The sequence below is a fragment of the Halorubrum ejinorense genome (genome assembly GCF_039522565.1).
Taxonomy (GTDB): Archaea; Halobacteriota; Halobacteria; order Halobacteriales; family Haloferacaceae; genus Halorubrum; species Halorubrum ejinorense.
The window spans coordinates 233,032-251,311 of sequence record NZ_BAAADQ010000013.1 but is presented as its reverse complement, the minus strand read 5'-3'; the positions used below and the strand labels follow the sequence as shown (position 1 = coordinate 251,311).

Annotated in this window: 16 protein-coding genes; 7 read left to right on the top strand and 9 right to left on the bottom strand. The window is 71.5% G+C overall.

What is annotated here, in order from left to right:
- Positions 1-6 precede the first annotated feature (6 nt).
- The 3 genes from ABDZ89_RS11985 to phnD all read right to left on the bottom strand — a co-directional run bounded on the left by ABDZ89_RS11985 (position 7) and on the right by phnD (position 2,967).
- Positions 7-1,023: a PhnE/PtxC family ABC transporter permease gene (locus ABDZ89_RS11985; protein WP_343779346.1), complete on the bottom strand. Its 1,017-nt coding sequence runs from the start codon at positions 1,021-1,023 to the stop codon at positions 7-9.
- Entirely contained in the window at positions 1,020-1,826 is an 807-nt protein-coding gene (gene phnC, locus ABDZ89_RS11980; RefSeq protein WP_343779344.1) for a phosphonate ABC transporter ATP-binding protein, read from the bottom strand. Before phnC ends, ABDZ89_RS11985 begins: the two co-directional genes overlap by 4 nt.
- Positions 1,827-1,896: 70 nt before the next feature.
- The gene (gene phnD / locus ABDZ89_RS11975; RefSeq protein ID WP_343779342.1) at positions 1,897-2,967 is read right to left on the bottom strand and encodes a phosphate/phosphite/phosphonate ABC transporter substrate-binding protein; all 1,071 of its coding nucleotides are present in this window, start codon (positions 2,965-2,967) and stop codon (positions 1,897-1,899) included.
- Positions 2,968-3,096: 129 nt separating this feature from the next.
- On the opposite strand from phnD, the gene hisH reads away from it, so the two are divergent.
- Complete coding sequence (hisH, locus tag ABDZ89_RS11970) at positions 3,097-3,750, top strand: imidazole glycerol phosphate synthase subunit HisH (RefSeq protein ID WP_343779341.1); 654 nt, start codon at positions 3,097-3,099, stop codon at positions 3,748-3,750.
- Positions 3,751-3,772: 22 nt separating this feature from the next.
- On the opposite strand, the gene ABDZ89_RS11965 is transcribed toward hisH, so the two are convergent.
- The 4 genes from ABDZ89_RS11965 to ABDZ89_RS11950 form a co-directional block, all read right to left on the bottom strand.
- The gene (locus ABDZ89_RS11965) at positions 3,773-4,786 is read right to left on the bottom strand and encodes an aldo/keto reductase (protein ID WP_343779339.1); all 1,014 of its coding nucleotides are present in this window, start codon (positions 4,784-4,786) and stop codon (positions 3,773-3,775) included.
- Positions 4,787-4,880: 94 nt separating this feature from the next.
- Complete coding sequence (locus ABDZ89_RS11960) at positions 4,881-5,024, bottom strand: DUF7560 family zinc ribbon protein (protein ID WP_343779337.1); 144 nt, start codon at positions 5,022-5,024, stop codon at positions 4,881-4,883.
- 120 nt (positions 5,025-5,144) lie between these two features.
- A complete protein-coding gene (locus ABDZ89_RS11955) occupies positions 5,145-5,900 on the bottom strand; it encodes an ABC transporter permease (RefSeq protein ID WP_343779336.1) in 756 nt (251 codons plus the stop codon).
- Positions 5,897-6,976 (bottom strand): ABC transporter ATP-binding protein, encoded by a 1,080-nt coding sequence (locus ABDZ89_RS11950; protein WP_343779335.1) that lies wholly within the window; start codon positions 6,974-6,976, stop codon positions 5,897-5,899. The genes ABDZ89_RS11955 and ABDZ89_RS11950 overlap by 4 nt, the downstream gene beginning before the upstream one ends.
- A gap of 498 nt (positions 6,977-7,474) precedes the next feature.
- Between ABDZ89_RS11950 and folP the strand changes: the two genes are divergently transcribed.
- The 3 genes from folP to ABDZ89_RS11935 all read left to right on the top strand — a co-directional run bounded on the left by folP (position 7,475) and on the right by ABDZ89_RS11935 (position 12,840).
- Positions 7,475-10,069: a dihydropteroate synthase gene (folP, locus tag ABDZ89_RS11945; protein ID WP_343779332.1), complete on the top strand. Its 2,595-nt coding sequence runs from the start codon at positions 7,475-7,477 to the stop codon at positions 10,067-10,069.
- A 73-nt stretch (positions 10,070-10,142) separates the two neighbouring features.
- Positions 10,143-11,636 (top strand): DHH family phosphoesterase, encoded by a 1,494-nt coding sequence (locus ABDZ89_RS11940; RefSeq protein ID WP_343779331.1) that lies wholly within the window; start codon positions 10,143-10,145, stop codon positions 11,634-11,636.
- 133 nt (positions 11,637-11,769) lie between these two features.
- Positions 11,770-12,840, top strand: coding sequence for an NAD(P)/FAD-dependent oxidoreductase (locus ABDZ89_RS11935; protein WP_343779329.1), 1,071 nt, complete (start codon positions 11,770-11,772; stop codon positions 12,838-12,840).
- Positions 12,841-13,291: 451 nt separating this feature from the next.
- On the opposite strand, the gene ilvA is transcribed toward ABDZ89_RS11935, so the two are convergent.
- Both ilvA and ABDZ89_RS11925 read right to left on the bottom strand, forming a co-directional pair.
- On the bottom strand, positions 13,292-14,503 hold the full coding sequence (ilvA, locus tag ABDZ89_RS11930; RefSeq protein ID WP_343779327.1) for a threonine ammonia-lyase: 1,212 nt from the start codon (positions 14,501-14,503) through the stop codon (positions 13,292-13,294).
- Between the two features lie 204 nt (positions 14,504-14,707).
- Positions 14,708-15,115, bottom strand: coding sequence for a gamma-glutamylcyclotransferase family protein (locus tag ABDZ89_RS11925; protein WP_343779326.1), 408 nt, complete (start codon positions 15,113-15,115; stop codon positions 14,708-14,710).
- 162 nt (positions 15,116-15,277) lie between these two features.
- Between ABDZ89_RS11925 and ABDZ89_RS11920 the strand changes: the two genes are divergently transcribed.
- From ABDZ89_RS11920 to ABDZ89_RS11910, 3 genes are all read left to right on the top strand, one after another.
- Positions 15,278-16,390, top strand: a complete 1,113-nt coding sequence (locus ABDZ89_RS11920) for an ATP-binding protein (RefSeq protein WP_343779324.1) — start codon at positions 15,278-15,280, stop codon at positions 16,388-16,390.
- A gap of 29 nt (positions 16,391-16,419) precedes the next feature.
- A complete protein-coding gene (locus ABDZ89_RS11915) occupies positions 16,420-17,835 on the top strand; it encodes an MATE family efflux transporter (RefSeq protein WP_343779323.1) in 1,416 nt (471 codons plus the stop codon).
- A gap of 69 nt (positions 17,836-17,904) precedes the next feature.
- Positions 17,905-18,279, top strand: a complete 375-nt coding sequence (locus ABDZ89_RS11910) for a group I truncated hemoglobin (protein WP_343779322.1) — start codon at positions 17,905-17,907, stop codon at positions 18,277-18,279.
- The last annotated feature ends 1 nt before the right edge of the window (position 18,280 follow it).

Sequence of the window (18,280 nt, the reverse complement as noted above, 5' to 3'; positions counted from 1 at the left end):
GCGCGGTCAGTCCCGCTTGGGACCGTCACCGACGCCGAGCCACTTCTTCGGGTTGAACAGGTCGCGGACGGCCTCGACGAATCCCTTCCCCTGGTGTTCGCCCGGGCGGAGTCGGGCGCGGATGCGCGAGGAGATGAGCTCGATGCCGAGCACAACGATGAACACCATCACCAGCCCGGCCGCGGTCTGTTGGAACTCGAAGAGGTCCTGGCTGTTCCGGATCATCAGCCCGAGCCCGCCGGCGCCGACGACGCCGAGCGAGATGGCGATCCGGGTGTTGATCTCCAGGATGTACAGCGTCCACGCGATGAACGAGCGGGACACCTGACTCAGCATGCCGAAGCTCACGGTCTGGGTGCCCGACGCGCCCGTCGACCGGATCGCCTCGATCGGTCCCTCCTCGATCTCTTCGAGGTCGTCGGTGAAGAGGCGGCCGAGGTTCCCGATGCTGTCGGTCGCGATCGCGAGCACCGCCGTCACCTGTCCCGGCGGGCCGACGGGGATGTACAGGAAGATCCAGACGATGGCGGGGATGGCGCGGATGCCGCTGAGGGTGCCGCGGAAGATGAAGTTGAAGGGGAACGGCGTGACGCGCTCGCTGCCCAGCACGCCGAGGATCAGCGCGAACGGGAAGGCGAACACGGTCCCCATGAAGCCCAAGAGGAGCGTCACGAGGCTCGCCTTCACCAGCGACTGCCGCGACGACTGGAAGCTCTCGATGATGTGGGCACCGCCGTCGCCGAAGCTCGCGGGGATCGCCCGCAGCCCGGTGATCCCCTGGTCTTTGGTGTAGATCGTGAAGTTCTGGAAGTCCGGCGGGAAGAACCCGGTCGAGATGAACTCGTACATCCCGGGGAGCCGCCCCGCGACGACGTTCGGCTGGAAGCCGATGAAGCCGAGCCCCCAGTAGGTGACGCCGAGGACCGCGACGAGCAGCACGCCCCACAGGACGTACTTGAGCCGGCGGAGCCGTTCGAGCGCGCGGAACTGGTCGTCGATCGCCGAGTCGGACGGCGAGCTCACGCCCGCTCACCCCCGTCGGCGGCGGCGTCGGCCTCGCCCAGTTCCTCGCTCGTCGTGCCGGTCGGGACGGTGTTGCCGTCCTGCGCGCTCCCGTAGTAGATCCGGTCCATCTCGTCCATCGTGAGGTCGTCGGCGTCGCCGTCGAAGATCACCTCGCCGTCGCGGATGCCGAGGAACCGGTCCCCGAACTCGCGCGCGATGTTCACCTGGTGGAGGCTGGTGATCGTAGTGAGGTCCTTCTCGGTCGCGGCCTTCTTGAGGTAGCGCATCACGTCCCGCGCCGCCTTCGGGTCGAGGCTGGCGACCGGCTCGTCGGCGAGGACGATCTCGGGGTTCTGGACCAGCGCGCGGGCGATCCCGACGCGCTGCTTCTGTCCCCCGCTCATCGACTCGGCGCGCTGGCCGGCCTCGTCTAAGAGCCCGACCGTCTGGAGGGCCTCGAGGGCGGTCCGCTTGTCCGCGTCGTCGTGCATCCCGAGGGCGCTCCGAACGAGCCCGTTCCGCGAGAGCGCGCCAGACAGCGCGTTGCCGAACGCCGTCTTGCTCTCGATGAGGTAGTGCTCTTGGAACACCATTCCGACCCCGCTGCGGTTCCCCTGAAGCTCCTCGCCGCCGATGCGGACGGAGCCGTCGGTGGGCTGGGTGAGCCCGTTTAGCACTCGCAGCATCGTCGACTTGCCGGCGCCGGAGGGACCGAGGAGGATGACGAACTCGCCTTCTTCGATGGTGAACGACACGTCGTCGAGGGCGACGGTGTCCTCGTCGTAGATCTTGCTGACGTTTTCGAATTCGATCGTTGGCATGTGGTGTGACTTTGTCCGAGAACGGACCGATCGTGTGAAAAACGATCCGAAGTGGGGACCGAGCGGGGTCTTACTGGCTGAAGATGTCCGCTCCGACGCCGAGCTCGTCGGCGACGTCGATGACGGACTGGTAGTCCTCCTGACTCGCCTCGCGGACGCGGCTGAACCAGAGGTCGTCTTCGGTGCCGTCCTCGCCGTCGGCACCGTCGTAGATGCTGTCCGGGCCCTCCAGGAACGCCTCTCGGATGGCGGACTTCACGTCGTCGCCCAGCTCGGGCGAGACGACCATCGGTGCGCGCGGGAGGCCCTCGTCCTCGTGGAGGGTCGTCGCGACTTCCTGCCACGCCTCGGGCGTGGGGCCGGTCTTCGTGTCGCGGACGAACCCGCCCATCGCGGCCGCGTCGACCTGGCCCTGCTCGAGCAGGGTGTACGAGCCGACGTGGCCGCCGGCGAAGCGCGCGTCGAACTCGGCCTGCGAGCCGTTGCCTTCGGGGAGCTCGCCGACGTCGAGGTCACCCTGACTCGACATGCTGTACAGCGGGTACAGCGCGCCGCTGGTCGAGAGCCGGTCGGAGAACGCGACCGTCTTGCCGGAGAGGTCGGACAGCTCGGTGATGTCGCTGTCGTTCGGCGTCGCGATGATGCTCTTGTACGTCCACCCGCCGTAGCCGTAGCGCTGGAGGATGACCTCCGCGTTACCGGTCTTCACGCCGAGCGCGGCCGCGAACGGGCCGGTCTCCGCGATATCGGTCGTCCCCTGTCCGAGCGACTGGATGATCGCGCTGTAGTTGCTACCGACGTTCCCCTCGACCGAGAGCCCGTCGGGCACCTCGTAGTTCTCTTGGAGGTAGCTCCCGACGTGGTCGAGGAGCGGGGAGTACTGGACTTCGAGGTCCTCCTGCGGGACCGACGGCGAGATGCCGAAGTCGACCTTGCCGTCGCCGCCGAACGTCATCTGTGAGTCGCCGCCGTCGGATCCGTCCGAACCGTCGGACCCATCGGATCCGTCCGAACCGTCGGACCCATCGGATCCGTCCGAACCGTCGGAGCCGTCGGAGCCGTCACCGCCGCCGCTACAGCCTGCGAGTCCAACGATACTTGCTGCGCCCGCGACCTTGAGGAATTGGCGTCGTCGCTCCATGAGGAGTACGTATTGGCGTTTTACTGATCTATCAAAAGTGTTGCTGTTCAAATATACGGACAAGTATATACTGCTCTGTAATGGATCCCCGATGGAAACTGACTTCCACGCAGGTGATGTATCGGTAACATGGACGAATCACCAACGGATCGAGAGGTGTCCGTCGCCCTCGTGGACTACGGCCTCGGAAACCTCCGGTCCGCGACCCGCGGGCTGGAGCGCGCGGGCGCCTCCGTCGAGATAACCGACGACCCCGAGGCGTTCGCGGCCGCCGACGGCGTCGTCCTCCCCGGCGTCGGCGCGTTTCGGGAAGGGATGGAGAACGCCGGCCCGCTGCGCGAGGCGCTCACCGACCACGCCGAGGCGGGCCGCCCCCTCTTCGGGATCTGCCTCGGGATGCAGATGCTCCTCACCACGAGCGAGGAGGCCGACCACGAGGGCGAGGGCGAAGTGACCGGCCTCGATCTGGTCCCCGGCACCAACGTGCGCTTCGAGGTCGACCGGAAGGTGCCGCACATGGGCTGGAACGAGCTCGAAATCGAGCGGGACCACCCGATCGTCGACGGGGTCGACGGGCAGTACGCCTACTTCGTCCACTCCTACTACGCCGAGCCGGACGACGCCGACGCGGTCGTCGCCACCGCCGACTACGGCGTCGACTTCCCGGCGGTCGTCGCCAACGAGGCCGGCAACGTGTTCGGCACGCAGTTCCACCCCGAGAAGAGCGGCGAGACGGGGCTGAAGATCCTGCGGAACTTCGTCGACTACTGCGCCGAGCAGTAGCCGGCGACTGCGACCGCTTCTCTCAGAGCCCGCCGTACGGACCGGGCTTGGCGGCGGTCAGCCGTTCGACCTGCTCGTCGGACAGGTCGATTGCCGCGGCCGCGAGGTTCTCGCGAAGCTGCTCGACCGTCCGCGCGCCGACGATGGGCGCGGTGACGCCGTCGCGGTGCGCGAGCCACGCGAGCGCGGTCTGTGCGGGAGTGGCGTCGACCGCCTCGGCGACGGCGTCGAGCTCGTCGTGGACGTCGAAGTTCTGCTCGGTGAGATACGCCTCCTGGAACCGGCTGGACTCGGCGGCCTTCGACTCCTCGGGGAGGTCCTCGTCGCGGTCGTACTTCCCGGTCAGGAACCCCTGCCCGAGGGGGCTCCACGGCGAGACGGCGAGGTTCTGCTGCCGGGCGAACTCGAGGTAGTCTCCCTCGATCTCGCGGTCGACGAGGTTGTACCGCGGCTGGAGCACTTTGAACGGCTCCCACCCCTCGTTGCGCGCGATCTCGTTGGCGCGGGCGACCTTCCACGCGTTCGGCCGGAGCGTCGACGCGCCGAGGTAGTGGACCTTCCCGGACTCGACGAGCCCGTTCAGCGTCTTCATCAGCTCGCGAGCCGGCGTCTCGTCGTCCCAGCGGTGGATGTAGAGGACGTCGATGTAGTCGGTGTCGAGCCGGTCTAAGAGCGCGTCGACGCGGTGACGGACGTTCTTGCGGTTCGTCCCGCGGCTGTTCGGGTCGCCGTCGCGGATCTGCCAGTACACCTTCGAGGCGATCGTGTAGCGCTCGCGGTCGCGGTCGGCGAGCCAGTCGCCGATCCAGCGTTCGCAGTCGCCGCCCCCGTACACGTCGGCGGTGTCGATGTACCGCCCGCCGGCGGTCTCGTAGGCGTCGAGCAGTTCGTGGGCGCGCTCCTCGTCGATTTCGACGTTCCCCGCCTCGGTCACGCGGCCGAACCGCCACGTGCCGAACTGGAGTTCGCTCGTCCGCAGGCCGGTTCGGCCGAGCGGGACGGTTCCGAGATCGATCTCGTCGAGTTCGGGCGTCATCGGTCGGTCGTTGTCCCGGTCGACGCAAAAACCTACAGCAACCGGACGGGGTGTGTGAACGCGCCCCGATCAGGCGGTCGCACGCCCGGCCCCGTCACTCGCAGGTCGCGACGAAGTCCTCCTTCGTCGCGGCCGCGGTACACACCGGGCAGCCGGCGTCGAGTATCGTCTCGCGCATCGCGTCGTTGACCTCGATGGTCTGTGCGCAGTCCGAACAGGTGAAGTGAACGGTGGTCAACGCTGGGCCTCTCGTGTCAGCGGAACGCGGGCTGCGGACATAAATGAACGGTTCCGCGACGACCGCGGCCCTCGGGCGCCGAAGGAGTCACGCCGTCGCGGCGCCGCGACGGCGGCCGCCTCACTCCGTCCGGGGCACCGCGTACGCCCCGACGGCGAGGAAGACGGCGGCCAGCGCGGTCAACACGAGGAGGTCGCCGGCCCACGCGCCGCCGTCGAAGGTGATCGCGCGGGTGCCGCGGGCGAAGTACGTCAGCGGCGAGGCCGCGACCGCCGGGAGGAACCACTCCGGCAGGAGCGACGGGGTGACGAACGTCTCCGAGAGGAACAGGAGCGGGAGTGCGACCGTGTTGCTCGCGGCGATCACGCCGTCCTGCGAGTCGGCGAGCGCGCCGAGGACGGCCCCGAGCCCGCAGAAGAGCGCGACCGCGACCGCGACGAAGACGGGTAACGCGGCGAGCGCCGGCGAGACGATAAGCGTCGCGTCGGTCACCGCGAGCACGAGGCCGAGGATGAGCAGGCTCGCGGCGCCGATGATACCGACGTTGACCAGCGTGTGCGCGAGGAGCCACTCGGCCCGCGAGAGCGGGGTCGTCGCCAGCTTCTCGAACCGCCCGCCGTCGCGGTGGCGCGCGATCTCCGAGCCGACCCGCGACAGCGGCGTGAACAGGACCACGACCGCGAGGTAGCCCGGGATGTAGTAGCCCGCCGGCTCGGCGAACAGGCCGCCGCCGGTCGGCTGGGTCCGCACCAGCGCGCCGAAGATGACGACTAGGATTACCGGGAAAAAGAAGGTGAAGAACACCGCCGTCCGGCGACGGGTGAACGAGCGCGCCGCCGCGACCGCCTCCGTCGATATCCGCCCGAACCGGCTCATCGGTCGCCCCCGTCCGGCGTCGCGCCGTCGGCTGCGCGGCGCCCCCGACCGACCCCCTCGTCCGGTAGTCCGCCGTCTCCCCGGCGCGCGTACTCCTCGCCGGTGAGCCGGAGGTACACGTCCTCCAGCGACGGCTCGGACCACGAGAGGGAGTCGAACGCGACCCCGGCCGCGTCGAGCGCGGCGACGGCGTCGCCGATGTCCTCGGGTCGCACGCCGCGCACCCGGAGGCCGTCGTCGGTCGCCTCGACCGTCGGCTCGCCGCCGAGTCGCTCCCGGACGCCCGACGCGACGGCCTCGACGGTCGCGTCCGTCGTCGGGTCGGCGAGCGTCGCGTCCAACCGGGGCGCGCCGCCGTGTTCGCTCACCAGTCGGTCCGGCGCGCCGACCGCGATGACCCGCCCGTCGCGGAGCAGCGCGACCCGGTCGGTGAGCCGCTCGACCTCGTCCATCGCGTGGCTCGTGAGGAAGACGGTGGTGCCGCCCGCCGCCAGCCGCTCGATCAGCCGATGGATCGCCCGTCGCCCGGCGGGGTCGATCCCGGTCGTCGGCTCGTCGAGGAAGAGGAGGTCCGGGTCGTTGACGACCGCGGTCGCGACGCAGGTGCGGCGCTTCTGTCCCCCCGAGAGCGTCTCGTACCACGCGTCCGCGTCGTCGGCCATCCCCACGTCTTCGAGGACCGACTCGGTGTCCCGGGCCGCGTCGTAGAGCCCGCCGTAGTAGTCGACCAGTTCGCGGGCCGTGAGCCGCGCGGGCGGGTCGAACGACTGCGGGAGCAGCCCGATCCGGGCCGGGTCGACGTCTCGCGGCGGCGCGCCGAAGACGCGTAGGTCGCCCTCGGCCTCGGTCGTCCCAGTGAGCGCGCGCACGAGCGTCGTCTTCCCGGCGCCGTTCGGGCCGATGAGCCCGAACACCTCGCCGGCGGCAACGTCGAGGTCGACCCCGTCGAGCGCGTCGACGCCGCCGTACGACTTGCGAATGCCCTCGCCGACGACGACGGGGTCGGCCGCGGGGCCGCCCGGAGTCGCCCCGTCGGCGGGGGCGTCGACCGCGGCGTCGGTCGCTGTCTCGTCCATAACCCGACTGCGGCCGCGGCGCGCGTAAGGGTTGCTCTTCGGCGGCGACACACCCCGATCAACCGCCGTTCAGCGCGCCCCGGTGAGCACCGCAACGCGGCGCGAACAGCGAGGGACCTTCGGTCCCTCTGGCAGCCGGACGTAGCCCGGCGACCGAGCGCGAGCGAGTCGCGAGCGCGTTTAAACGTGAGCGACGAGGCTGGGGAGGCGTGCGGCGCCGTGCGGTGCCGTGCGGGGCGGGACTCGAAGGGGCAGTCGCGAGTCCTCGCGGCAGGGGCTTTGGCGGTGTTCACCGCCGATCCGTGATCACCCATTTATACCTGGGCGACTGGGACTTCGGCGGTCGTCGTGGTTCCGGGGCCGATCTGGTCCGGCCGCGCGGGCGGTGCGTCGACGGTTGCGCTCTCGACACCGGCCGAGTCTCACCCGCTCCCCACGCAATCGACCACCTCGTCCCGGTCCGTTACCCCTAAGCGAGGCGCTCCCGACCTACGGCGTATGTACTACCACGAGGCGGCGGCGTTCCTCTTCGACCTCCGCCGCTTCTCGGTCAAGCCCGGCACGGAGCGGGTCGAGGCGCTGCTCGCGCACCTCGACGATCCGCAAGACGGGGTGCCGTTCGTCCAGATCGCGGGGTCGAACGGGAAGGGCAGCGCGGCGCGGATGACCGAGTCGGTCCTGCGCGAGGCGGGGCTGTCGGTGGGGCTGTACACCTCGCCGCACCTCTCAGCGCTCGCGGAGCGCGTCCGCGTCGACGGCCGGCAGATGACCGAGGCCGCGATCGCCGACTTCGTCGAGGAGGTCCGCCCGTGGCTGATCGACCGGGCGGCCGCCGGCGAGCCGCTCACGTTCTTCGAGGTCGTCACGGCGATGGCGGTCCACGAGTTCGCGCGCCGCGAGGTCGACGTCGCGGTGCTGGAGGTCGGCCTCGGCGGCGAGTACGACGCGACCAGCGCGGTCGACCCCGTCGCCACCGCCGTGACGAACGTCTCCCTCGAACACACCGCGGTCCTCGGCGACACGGTCGCCGAGATCGCCCGCACCAAGGCCCGTATCGCCCGCCCCGACGCCCCCTTCGTGACCGCCTGCGACGGCGAGGCGCTCGACGTGGTCCGCGAGGTCGCGGCCGACGCCGGCGCCCCGGTGACGCGAGTGACCGGCGACGGGGGCCCCGGGAGCTCCGAATCCGACGAGGCCGACGACCGGCCGGCGTTCGCGGCGACCTACGAGGGCCGAGTCAGCGCCACCGACGCCGAGGTCTCGCTCGCCGGCGAGCGCGAGGGGACGTACCGGATCCCGCTCGTCGGCCGCCACCAGGCGGCGAACGCGGCGGTCGCCGTCGCGGTCGCGGACCGGACGGCGGCGGCGCTGGAGACCGACCTCGCCGACCGCTCGGTCCGCGACGGGCTCGCGCGGGCGACGTGGCCCGGCCGGTTCGAGGTGCTTGAGACGGCGCCGCTGACCGTCCTCGACGGCGCGCACAACCCCGCCGCCGCCCGCACGCTCGCCGCGACGCTCGCCGAGTACGACTACGACGACCTCCACCTCGTGTACGGCGCCATGCACGACAAAGACCACGCGGAGACGGCCACCGCCCTGCCCGACGCGGCGTCGGCGGTCACCTGCCGGCCCGCGCTCGACCGCGCCGAGGACCCGGAAGTGCTCGCGGTCGCGCTCCGGTCGGCGGGGATCGACCGCGTGACGGCGGGCGACGACGTGACCGACGCGCTCGCGACCGCGGTCGACCGCGCCGACCCCGACGACTGCGTGCTGCTCGTCGGGTCGCTGTTCGCGGTCGCGGAGGCCCGTGCGGCCCGGACCCGTACGGTCCGCGAGCGCACGGTCCGCGACGCGGACGACGCCGCACACGCGCTCGACCCGGCCGGCGTTCCCCCCGCGGGCGTCGCTGCGCACCGCGACGGCGTCGACCACCGCGCCCTCACGCTGCGCCTCCGCGGCGACCGCGCCGAGCGGCTCGCGGCCGAGGCCCGCGCGGTCGGCGGCGACGCGGACCTCGTCGGGCTCGGCGCCGACGAGCGTCGCGGTGCCGGCGACGAGCAGGTGCCGCTCACCGTCGCCGGAACGGTCGCCGAACTCCGCGCGCTCGTCGACCGCCTCGTCGCGGCCGACGGGGGCGGGCTCGACGGCGTGGCGGCCGACCTCGCGGGCGCACTCTCGAACGAGGCCGACACCGGGGGCGGTGACGCCGCCGCCACCAACGCCGCCGACGAGGACCCCGACTTCCCGTGGACCGACCGCACCGCCGTGATGGGCGTGCTCAACGTCACGCCGGACTCCTTCCACGACGGCGGGCGCCACGCCGACCTCGACGACGCGGTCGCGGGCGTCGAGCGGATGGTCGAGGCCGGGGTCGACATCGTCGACGTCGGCGGCGAGTCGACCCGACCGGGCGCGGAGCCGGTCCCGGTCGACGACGAGATCGACCGCGTCGTCCCGACGATCGAGGCGATTCAGTCGGTGCCGGCCGTGGGATCGGGCGACGTTCTGGTCTCGGTCGACACGCGGAAGCCGGCGGTCGCGTCGGCGGCGCTCGACGCCGGCGCCGACGTGATCAACGACGTGACCGGGCTGGAGGACCCCGAGATGCGCTCGGTCGTCGCCGACGCCGACTGCCCGGTGATCGTGATGCACAGCCTCGACGCGCCGGTCGACCCCGACGCCGACCCCGAGTACGACGACGTGGTCGGCGAGGTCGTCGACGCGCTGCGCGAGCGGCTGGCGCTGGCCGACACGGCCGGCATCGACCGCGACCGCGTCATCGTCGACCCCGGGCTCGGCTTCGGGAAGTCGCCGGCGGAGGACTTCGAGCTGCTCGCGCGCTGCGGGGAGTTCGCGGCGCTCGGCTGCCCCGTCCTCGTCGGCCACTCGCACAAGTCGCTGTACGGCGCGGTCGGGCGCGACGCCGACGACCGCGAGCACGCGACCGTCGCCGGCACCGCCCTCGCCGCCGACCGCGGCGCGGACATCGTCCGCGTCCACGACGTCGCCGAGAACCGCGCGGCGGTCGACGTCGCCGCCGCGGTCGGCGGGGCGCTCCGCGACGAGGGCGACGCCGCGGGGGACGGGGAGTGACGCGGTCGAGCGTTCCGCGCCGGGTCGCGGGCGCCGACGGCAGCGTTTTGCCTCGCGACCCCCTCGCGTCCGTATGACCCGGCGCCTGCTGCTCGGCTGTAGCGCGGTCGGGAACGCGCTCGTCGAGTACGCCCGCGACGAGCGCGGCGGACGCGACGACCTGGTGGCGATCACCGACGACACCGGCTGGGTGTCGACGCTGCGCGACCGCAACGTCGCCACCGTCGAGGCCGACCCGACCGACCCCGGGACCTACCCCGACAGCGCCGCGGTCGTGCTGATCGCGAGCGACGACGCAGAGCGCAACGTCGCCGCCGCCCGCGCGGCCCGGGAGCGGTACCCGGACGCGATGATTATCGCGCACCTCGGACCGTCGCCGACCGACGCACAGCGGGCGGCGGTCGAAGCGGTCGCCGACCGCGTGGTCGACCCGATCGAGGCGGTCGCCGACCGCGTCTTCGAGGCCGTCGGGCTCGACGGCGACCGCGGCGCCGACGGCGACGGGGAGTTCCCCCACATCGACGACGACGGCGAGAAGCCGGCTCGCCTGCTCGCGACGCTCCGCCGGCTCTCCGGGCCGCTCCTCGTCGTCGCGCACGACAACCCCGACCCGGACGCCATCGCGAGCGCCCTCGGACTGGCGCGGATCGCGGAGTCGATCGGCGTCGAGGCGGACGCCTGTTACGGCGGCGAGATCGCCCATCAGGAGAACCGCGCGCTGGTGAACCTCCTCGGAATCGGGCTGCGGCCGTTCGACGAGATCGACCTGGAGGCGTACGGCGGCGTCGCCTTGGTCGACCACTCCCGCGCGGGGATCAACGACAGCCTCCCCGAGGGCCACCCGGTCGACGTCGTCGTCGACCACCACCCGCCGCGGGGGCCGGTCGCGGGGTCGTTCGTCGACATCCGCCCCGCGGTCGGCTCGACGAGCACGCTAATCGCAGAGTACCTCTCGCGGTACGGGATCGCGCCGGAGCGGGACCTCGCCACGGCGCTCCTCTACGGCATCCGGATCGACACGAAGAACTTCACGCGCGCGACCGCCATCGACGACTTCGAGGCGGCGGCCGCGCTGCTCGCGCACGCCGACGAGTCGACGCTCGAACGGGTCGAGAGCCCGAGCGTGAGCCCGGAGACGCTGCGCGTCCTCGCGGCCGCCATCGAGAACCGGGACGTCCGCGGGTCGGTGGCCGCCTCCTGCGTCGGCGAGATAGCCGACCGCGACGCGCTCGCGCAGGCGGCGGAACGGCTCCTCGACCTGGAAGACGTGACGGTGACGTTCGTCTACGGCTACATGGACGGCGTGATCTACGGCTCCGCCCGCGCCCGCGGCGCCGACCTCGACGCGGGCGAACTCCTTCGCGACGCGCTCGACCCCGTGGGCTCGGCCGGCGGCCACGCCTCGATGGCCGGCGCGCAGGTCCCGCTCGGCATCCTGAGCGAGGTCTCCGAGTCGGAGTCGCTGCCGGACGTCGTCGAGGCGTTCGTCGCCGGCCGGTTCTTCGAGGCGCTCGCCGACGCGCCCGCGCAGCCGACCGGGCTCTCGCCCGAGTTCCCGACGGACTGAGGCGAGGCCGGGCGAACCCGCCTCGCGGCGGCGCGACGCATCCGTCACCGGCGGGGACGGCACGGTCAGGCGGTCGTGCGGGAAACGCGCAACGGTCGCAACGTACATACGACGCGCCGGCAAATTACGGAACATGACCGACGACGTTGTCGAACACCGTCGACTGATTATCGCCGGCACCGGTATCTCGGGGCTCTCGGCCGCCATCTACGCCGCGCGGTCGAACAACGACCCCCTCCTCATCGAGGGCGACGAGCCGGGCGGCCAGCTCACGCTGACGACCGACGTGGAGAACTACCCCGGCTTCCCCGAGGGGATCTCCGGACCCCAGCTGATCAACGACATGAAAGAACAGGCGACGAAATTCGGCGCCGAGTCCCGCAACGGCGTCATCGAGGACGTACGGAAGGAGCCGGCGGGACACTTCCGCGTCGCGCTCACCGACGGCGACGTTTACACCGCCGACGCCCTCGTCGTCGCCTCCGGCGCCTCCGCCCGCACCCTCGGCGTCCCCGGCGAGGACGAGCTGATGGGATACGGCCTCTCGACGTGTGCGACCTGTGACGGCGCGTTCTTCCGCGACGAGGACATGCTCGTCGTCGGCGGCGGCGACGCCGCGATGGAGGAGGCGAACTTCCTGACGAAGTTCGCGGACACCGTCTACATCGCCCACCGCCGCGAGGAGTTCCGCGCGGAGGACGTCTGGATCGAACGCACGATGGAGAAGGTCGAGGACGGCGAGATCGAACTGCTCCTCAACACCGAGCTCACCGAGATCCACGGGACGCCCGAGGACGGTATCGACCACGTGACGCTCGTCGAGCACCCGGACGGCCACCCGACGGAGAAGCTGGCCGACTCGGCGACCGCCGACGAGGTCGACGAGTACGACTTCGACGTGGGCGCGGTCTTCTACGCCATCGGCCACACGCCCAACACCGACTTCTTGGAGGGCACCGGGATCGAGACCGACGACGACGGCTACCTGATCACCGAGGGCGGCCGCGGCGGCAACCAGACCGCGACCGGCGTTCCGGGGCTGTTCGGCGCCGGCGACGTCGTCGACTTCCACTACCAGCAGGCGGCCACCGCCGGCGGCATGGGCGTGATGGCCGCGCTCGACGTCGACGAGTACCTCTCCGAGCGCGAGCGCGCCGGCGAACTGTACGAGGCCGAGGTCGACGCCGCGGCCGCGGACGACTGATACTCGTTCGCTGTAGCGTTCATAAAAAGCCCCAGCCGATCGCTTATAAACAGTTGACTGTGGATCGGCGGAGAACACCTCCAAAGCCCCAGCCGGGAGGACTCGCGCGCCTCGCTGCGCGCCTTGCTCGGTCCGCTCGCTGCGGTGCTTGCGTCGTCGGGCTTCGTCCTCCCGGCTGCCCCTTTGATTCCCACCCCGCCCCGCACAGCACCTCACGCCTCCCCAGCCTCGTCAGTCGCCGGAGCGAAGCGGAGGCGACTGACTCCAGCGAGTGACCAAAGGTCCCTCTGGCAGTCGGGCTTCGCCCGACGACCTCGCGCGTGCTCTCGTCGGCGGCTCCGCCGCCGGCTGTCAGAGAGACCGAAGGTCTCTCACTACTCGCGGCCGCCTCCGGCGGCCACTCGGAGGCACGCGCCACCGCAGTTTCATTTATAAATAGTCACTGCGCGCTTCACGACTGGATCTCGACCTCGTACCCCTCGGCTTCGAGCGCGTCGACGATGTCGGCGGCGTGTTCGGCGTCGTCGGTCTCCAATTCGAGTTCGAGCTCGGCCGCGTTGACCGCCACGTCGCGGGAGGTGCGGTCGTGGTGGACCGCGTACACGTTCGCGCCGGTGCGCGCGACGATGCTGGAGACGCGCTCTAGCTCTCCCGGCCGGTCCTTCAGGTCGATCGTGATCTTGAGGTACCGTCCCATCTGGACGAGTCCACGGCGGACCACGGTGCCGAGGCGGTTGAGGTCGATGTTGCCCCCGCACAGCGCGGCCACGATCGTCTCGTCGTCCTCGTACTCGAACGCCTCCGAGAGGACCGCGGCGAGCGCGACCGCCCCGGCGCCCTCGACGAGCGTCTTCGAGCGCTCCAAGAGGAGCGTGAGCGCCAAGGCGATCTCGCGGTCGTCGACCGTGACGACCTCGTCGACGTACTCGGCCATGACTTCGAGGGTCCGCTCGCCGACCGAGCGCGTCGCGATCCCGTCGGCGATCGTGTCGACGCTGTCGATCTCCGTGACCTCGCCGGCTTCGAGCGACTGCGCCGCCGAGGCGGCCCCCTCGGCCTGAACGCCGACGACACGCACGTCGGGCAGCTGCTCTTTGATCGCGACGGCGACGCCCGAGATCAGCCCGCCCCCGCCGATCGGGACGACGACGGTGTCCAACTCGGGGCAGTCGTCGACGATCTCTAAGCCGAGCGTCCCCTGTCCGGCCATCACGACCGGGTCGTCGAACGCGTGGACGTACGTTCGGCCCTCCTCGCGTTCCAGTTGGTGCGCGTACGCCTGCGCCTCGTCGTAGTCGACGCCCTCCAGCCGGACGCTCGCGCCGTATCCGCGGGTCGCTTTCACCTTCGAGACGGGCGCGAACTTCGGCATCACGACGGTGGCGTCGACGCCCGCGCGGCTGGCGGCCAGCGCCACGCCCTGCGCGTGGTTGCCGGCGCTCGCGGTGACGACGCCGGCCTCGCGTTCCGCCTCAGAGAGCGTCTGGATCCGGTTCATCGCGCCGCGGATCTTGAACGCGCCGGTCCGCTGGAAGTTCTCCAGCTTGAGGTGGAGGTCGGCGCCGCTCATCTCGGAGAAGGACCGCGACCGCTCTAAGGGCGTGTGGCGGGCGACGCCCGCGACCCGCTCGCGCGCCTCACGGATGTCGGAGAGACTGAGCATGAGGTCCCGTCGCCGCGCCGCCCGCTAATCGGTTCCGGTCGGTAGCGGTCGACGGGTCGAATCCGCGAGCCGGCGGCTCGCGGTTCGTGAAAGGGGGAATGCACGCGTGTGACGTGCGAGTGGAACGAGGCGGTGGGAATACAAAAAGGTGAGGCTACCAAAGCGAAAGTGAAACCGCACGACTGCGGAGCCGTCATCCGCCCGTCAGACGCGATCTCGGGGTGTCAGACGCACCCGTACCTCACGCTCGCCGAGCACCGCTCGCACCCGGTCGGCGAACGGGCCGTCGCCCGGCCAGGTCGCGTCCGCGTCGAGCCGGCCGGGGTCCCCGACGTACACCGCGGCCGTCTCGGGGTAGTCCGCCGGCGCGTCGAGCGGGACGGTCTCTCTGACGTACAGCCCGCCGTCCACGTCCTCGTACGCGTCGAGCGCCCCGATCTCCTCGGTCCGGAGCAGCCGTCCGGCGGTCTCGCCGCCCGGCGCGAGCGTCGGATACCGCCCCTCCACGAGCCGGAGGCCGGTGAGCGTCGCGGGGCCGACGAAGACGAACGAGTCCGCCACGTCGGCGACGGCGTCGGGTTCGGTCAGCGTCCCGTACACGAAGACGTCCATGGGAGCCGTCGGACGCTCGCGGGTTTCAACGTTCTGGCGGTCAGGCGCGCAAGCCGCTCCGACGGCCCTCGGAGTCGTCCCGTTAGCCCCGATCCCTCCGACCCGTCGCCCCGCCTTCGACCGATCACAACGACTTTGGTCGTAACGACGGTTACACGGACAATGCCGACGTTGCGCGGCCGCCACGCCGTCTCACTGCTCGGTGTCGGTCTCCTCGCGGCCGCGGCGCTCCACCACCTCGACGAGGTCGAGCGGGTCAGGACCGCGACCGGGCCGCTGCTGGCGTTCGCGCTCGACGGCGGGGTCGCGGTCGGGCTCATCGCGGCCGGCCGCCGGATCGCCGACCGCGGGCTCTCGCCGACCGAGGAGTGGCGCGTCGCGCGGTGGACCGGCTTCGGGACGGCCTTCACCGTCGCCGCGTTCAGCGCGACGGTCGGGGTCCGCGTCCTCGAAGGGCGCCCGCTCGTCGAGCCGGTCTTCCCGATGCTCGTCGCCGCGGGCGTCGGGGGACTCGGCGGCGCGGTCGCGGGGTACTACGCGGTCCGACAGGCCGCCGACGCCCGCCGCGCCCGGGACGCGGTCCGGACCGTCTCGCTCGTGAACCACCTCCTGCGTCACGACCTCCGCAACGACCTCTCGACGATCCACGGGTACGCCGACCTGCTCGCGGCCGACGACGGCTCGGACCACGCGGCGGTCGTGGCCTCGAAGGCCGACGAGGGGCTCGAACGCATCGAGGCGGCGAGCGCCGTCGCCGACGCGCTCCTCGGCGACGCCGACCGCGGCCGCACCGACCTGGTGGCGACGGTCCGGAACGTGCTGTCGGGGGTCGACGGCGACCGCTCGGTGACCGTCGAGACCGACCTCCCCGAGACGGCGCCCGTCGCGGCCAACGACGGCGTGCGAGCGATCGTCCACAACCTCGTCGAGAACGCGGCCGAGCACGGCGGGCCGGACGTCACCGTCCGCGTCGCGGTCCGACTCACCGACGACGGCGTCGCGCTGGTCGTCGCGGACGACGGGCCGGGGCTCCCGCCCGCGGCCCGCGACCGACTGTCCGCCCCCGACGAACGGCGCGACGAGGCGGCCGTCGGGTCGGGCGAGGGGGTACTCGGCGACTCGCCGGACGGGACGGTCAGCGGTCTCGACCTGGTCGCGGCGCTCACCGAGGCGTACGACGGCTCGCTCGACGTCGGCGAGTCGGAGCACGGGGGCGCGCGGTTCGCGGTGACGCTCCCGCACGCACCGGTCGAGTCGGCCGGCTCCGATACGTAAAAACCGCGGGCGGCCGTCGGCGGCGGTACATGGACTTCCCGCGGCTGCGGCGCGTCTGGCGGCGCGTGTTCTCGCTCGCGTGGCCCGTCATGTCCGAGCAGACGTTCCGCACCGCGATGCGGACGACGGACATCCTCGTCACCGCGCTGTTCTCGCCCGCCGCGGTCGTCGCGATCGGGCTCGCCGACCTGTACGCGCGGTTCCCGCTGCGGATCGGACTCGGTCTCGGCGGCGGCGCCATCGCGCTCTCCTCGCAGGACACCGGTGCGGGCGTCGCGGACAACCGCGACGAGGCCGTGACGCAGGCGATCCTGATCGGCGCGCTCGCCGGGATCCCGTTCGTCCTCTTCGGGTTCCTCTTCGGAGAGTTCGCGATCGACGTGTTCGGTCGGTTCGTCGGCGAGCCGACCTCGCCGGCGGTCGTCGACCTCGGGTCGACGTACCTCGCGATCGTGTTCGCGACCGCCCCCTTCCGTCACGTCGCCTTAGTCGGCGCCCGCGCGCTTCAGGGGACGGGCGACACCCGGACGCCGATGTACGTCAACATCGCCGCCAACTCCGTCAACATCGCCGGCTCGGTCGTCCTCGGACTGGGACTCTTCGGCTTCCCGCGGCTCGAAGTCACGGGCGTCGGGCTCGCGACCGCGGGCGCGAACGTGCTCACCGCCGGCCTGCTCTGTTTCGCGATCTGGGGCTCGTGGACGGACGCGGACTTCGCGCTGCCGCGCGACCTCACGATCGCGAAGCAGCTCCTGACCGTGAGCGCCCCGCGGGTGGTGGAGGGGTTCGGCTCCGAGATCGCCGAGTTCCCGTTCAACGCCCTCCTCTTGGGCTTCGGCGAGCCCGTCAACGCCGGCTTCCAGATCGGCCGCCGCGTCTACCAGCAGGTGACCGGGCCGCTCTCCCGCGGCTACAACGTCGCGGCGTCCGTGCTGGTCGGCCAGTCGCTCGGCGAGGGCGACCCGGAGGCCGCGCGGTTCGACGGGTGGGCGGTCGCCGCGCTCGGCGTCCTCACGGTCGGCACGATCGGGCTCGCGCTCGTGGTCGCCGCGCCGCGGATCGTTCCGATCTTCACCGACGACCCGGAGACGGTGGCCTACGCGGTCGACTTCGCGCGGGTGTACGGGGTCGCCGCCGGGGCGCTCGCCTGCTTCTCCGCCCTGTCCGGGTCGCTCCAGGGCGCGAGCGAGACGCGGATCCCCCTCGTCGCCCGCGTCTCGGCGATGTTCGGGCTCTTCTTGGGGCTGTCGTGGCTGCTCGGCCGCACCGCGGGGCTCGGCCCCACCGGCGCGTACGTCGGCGTCTTCGCCGCCTACGTCTGGATGGCGCTCGTCGTCGCCGCGGGCTTCCGGTACTCGGACTGGGCGACCCGCGCCGCCGACATGATGGACGCGCGCGGCTCCGGGCCGGACGCCGATCCAGACCCGGACGAGGGGGCGTCGTGAGCGGTTCGTCGGCATTCTCGACGCGAGCGCGAGGCGAACAGTGATACGGCAGGGGGTCGTTTTCGACGCATGCCCAACGAGGCGCTGTACGACCGGCTCGGGGGCGAGCCGGCGATCGGTGCGATCGTCGACGAGTTCTACGAGCGCGTGCTCGACGACGAGCGCGTGGCTCACCAGTTCGACGACGTCGACATGTCCGATCAGCGCTCACACCAGACCAAGTTCCTGAGCGCGGTCACCGGGGGGCCGATGCAGTACGAGGGCGACGACATGAAGACCGCTCACGAGGAGCTGGCGATCACGCCCGAGGAGTACGAGGCGGTCGCGACGCACCTCGACGAGGCGCTGCGCGTCTTCGACGTCGACGACGCCGACCGGGAGGCCGTCATGGAGGCGATCGCCGGGTTCGAAGGCGACGTCGTGGACGGGCCGGCCGACGAGTGAC

Bases quoted from the DNA above. Each gene is read 5' to 3' on its own strand.
- ABDZ89_RS11915 (WP_343779323.1), top strand. From the start codon at position 16,420: ATGGACTTCCCGCGGCTGCGGCGCGTCTGGCGGCGCGTGTTCTCGCTC.
- phnD (WP_343779342.1), bottom strand. From the start codon at position 2,967: ATGGAGCGACGACGCCAATTCCTCAAGGTCGCGGGCGCAGCAAGTATC.
- ABDZ89_RS11965 (WP_343779339.1), bottom strand. From the start codon at position 4,786: ATGACGCCCGAACTCGACGAGATCGATCTCGGAACCGTCCCGCTCGGC.
- ABDZ89_RS11955 (WP_343779336.1), bottom strand. From the start codon at position 5,900: ATGAGCCGGTTCGGGCGGATATCGACGGAGGCGGTCGCGGCGGCGCGC.
- ilvA (WP_343779327.1), bottom strand. From the start codon at position 14,503: ATGCTCAGTCTCTCCGACATCCGTGAGGCGCGCGAGCGGGTCGCGGGC.
- phnC (WP_343779344.1), bottom strand. From the start codon at position 1,826: ATGCCAACGATCGAATTCGAAAACGTCAGCAAGATCTACGACGAGGAC.
- ABDZ89_RS11935 (WP_343779329.1), top strand. From the start codon at position 11,770: ATGACCGACGACGTTGTCGAACACCGTCGACTGATTATCGCCGGCACC.
- folP (WP_343779332.1), top strand. From the start codon at position 7,475: ATGTACTACCACGAGGCGGCGGCGTTCCTCTTCGACCTCCGCCGCTTC.
- ABDZ89_RS11920 (WP_343779324.1), top strand. From the start codon at position 15,278: ATGCCGACGTTGCGCGGCCGCCACGCCGTCTCACTGCTCGGTGTCGGT.
- ABDZ89_RS11910 (WP_343779322.1), top strand. From the start codon at position 17,905: ATGCCCAACGAGGCGCTGTACGACCGGCTCGGGGGCGAGCCGGCGATC.
- hisH (WP_343779341.1), top strand. From the start codon at position 3,097: ATGGACGAATCACCAACGGATCGAGAGGTGTCCGTCGCCCTCGTGGAC.
- ABDZ89_RS11950 (WP_343779335.1), bottom strand. From the start codon at position 6,976: ATGGACGAGACAGCGACCGACGCCGCGGTCGACGCCCCCGCCGACGGG.
- ABDZ89_RS11925 (WP_343779326.1), bottom strand. From the start codon at position 15,115: ATGGACGTCTTCGTGTACGGGACGCTGACCGAACCCGACGCCGTCGCC.
- ABDZ89_RS11940 (WP_343779331.1), top strand. From the start codon at position 10,143: ATGACCCGGCGCCTGCTGCTCGGCTGTAGCGCGGTCGGGAACGCGCTC.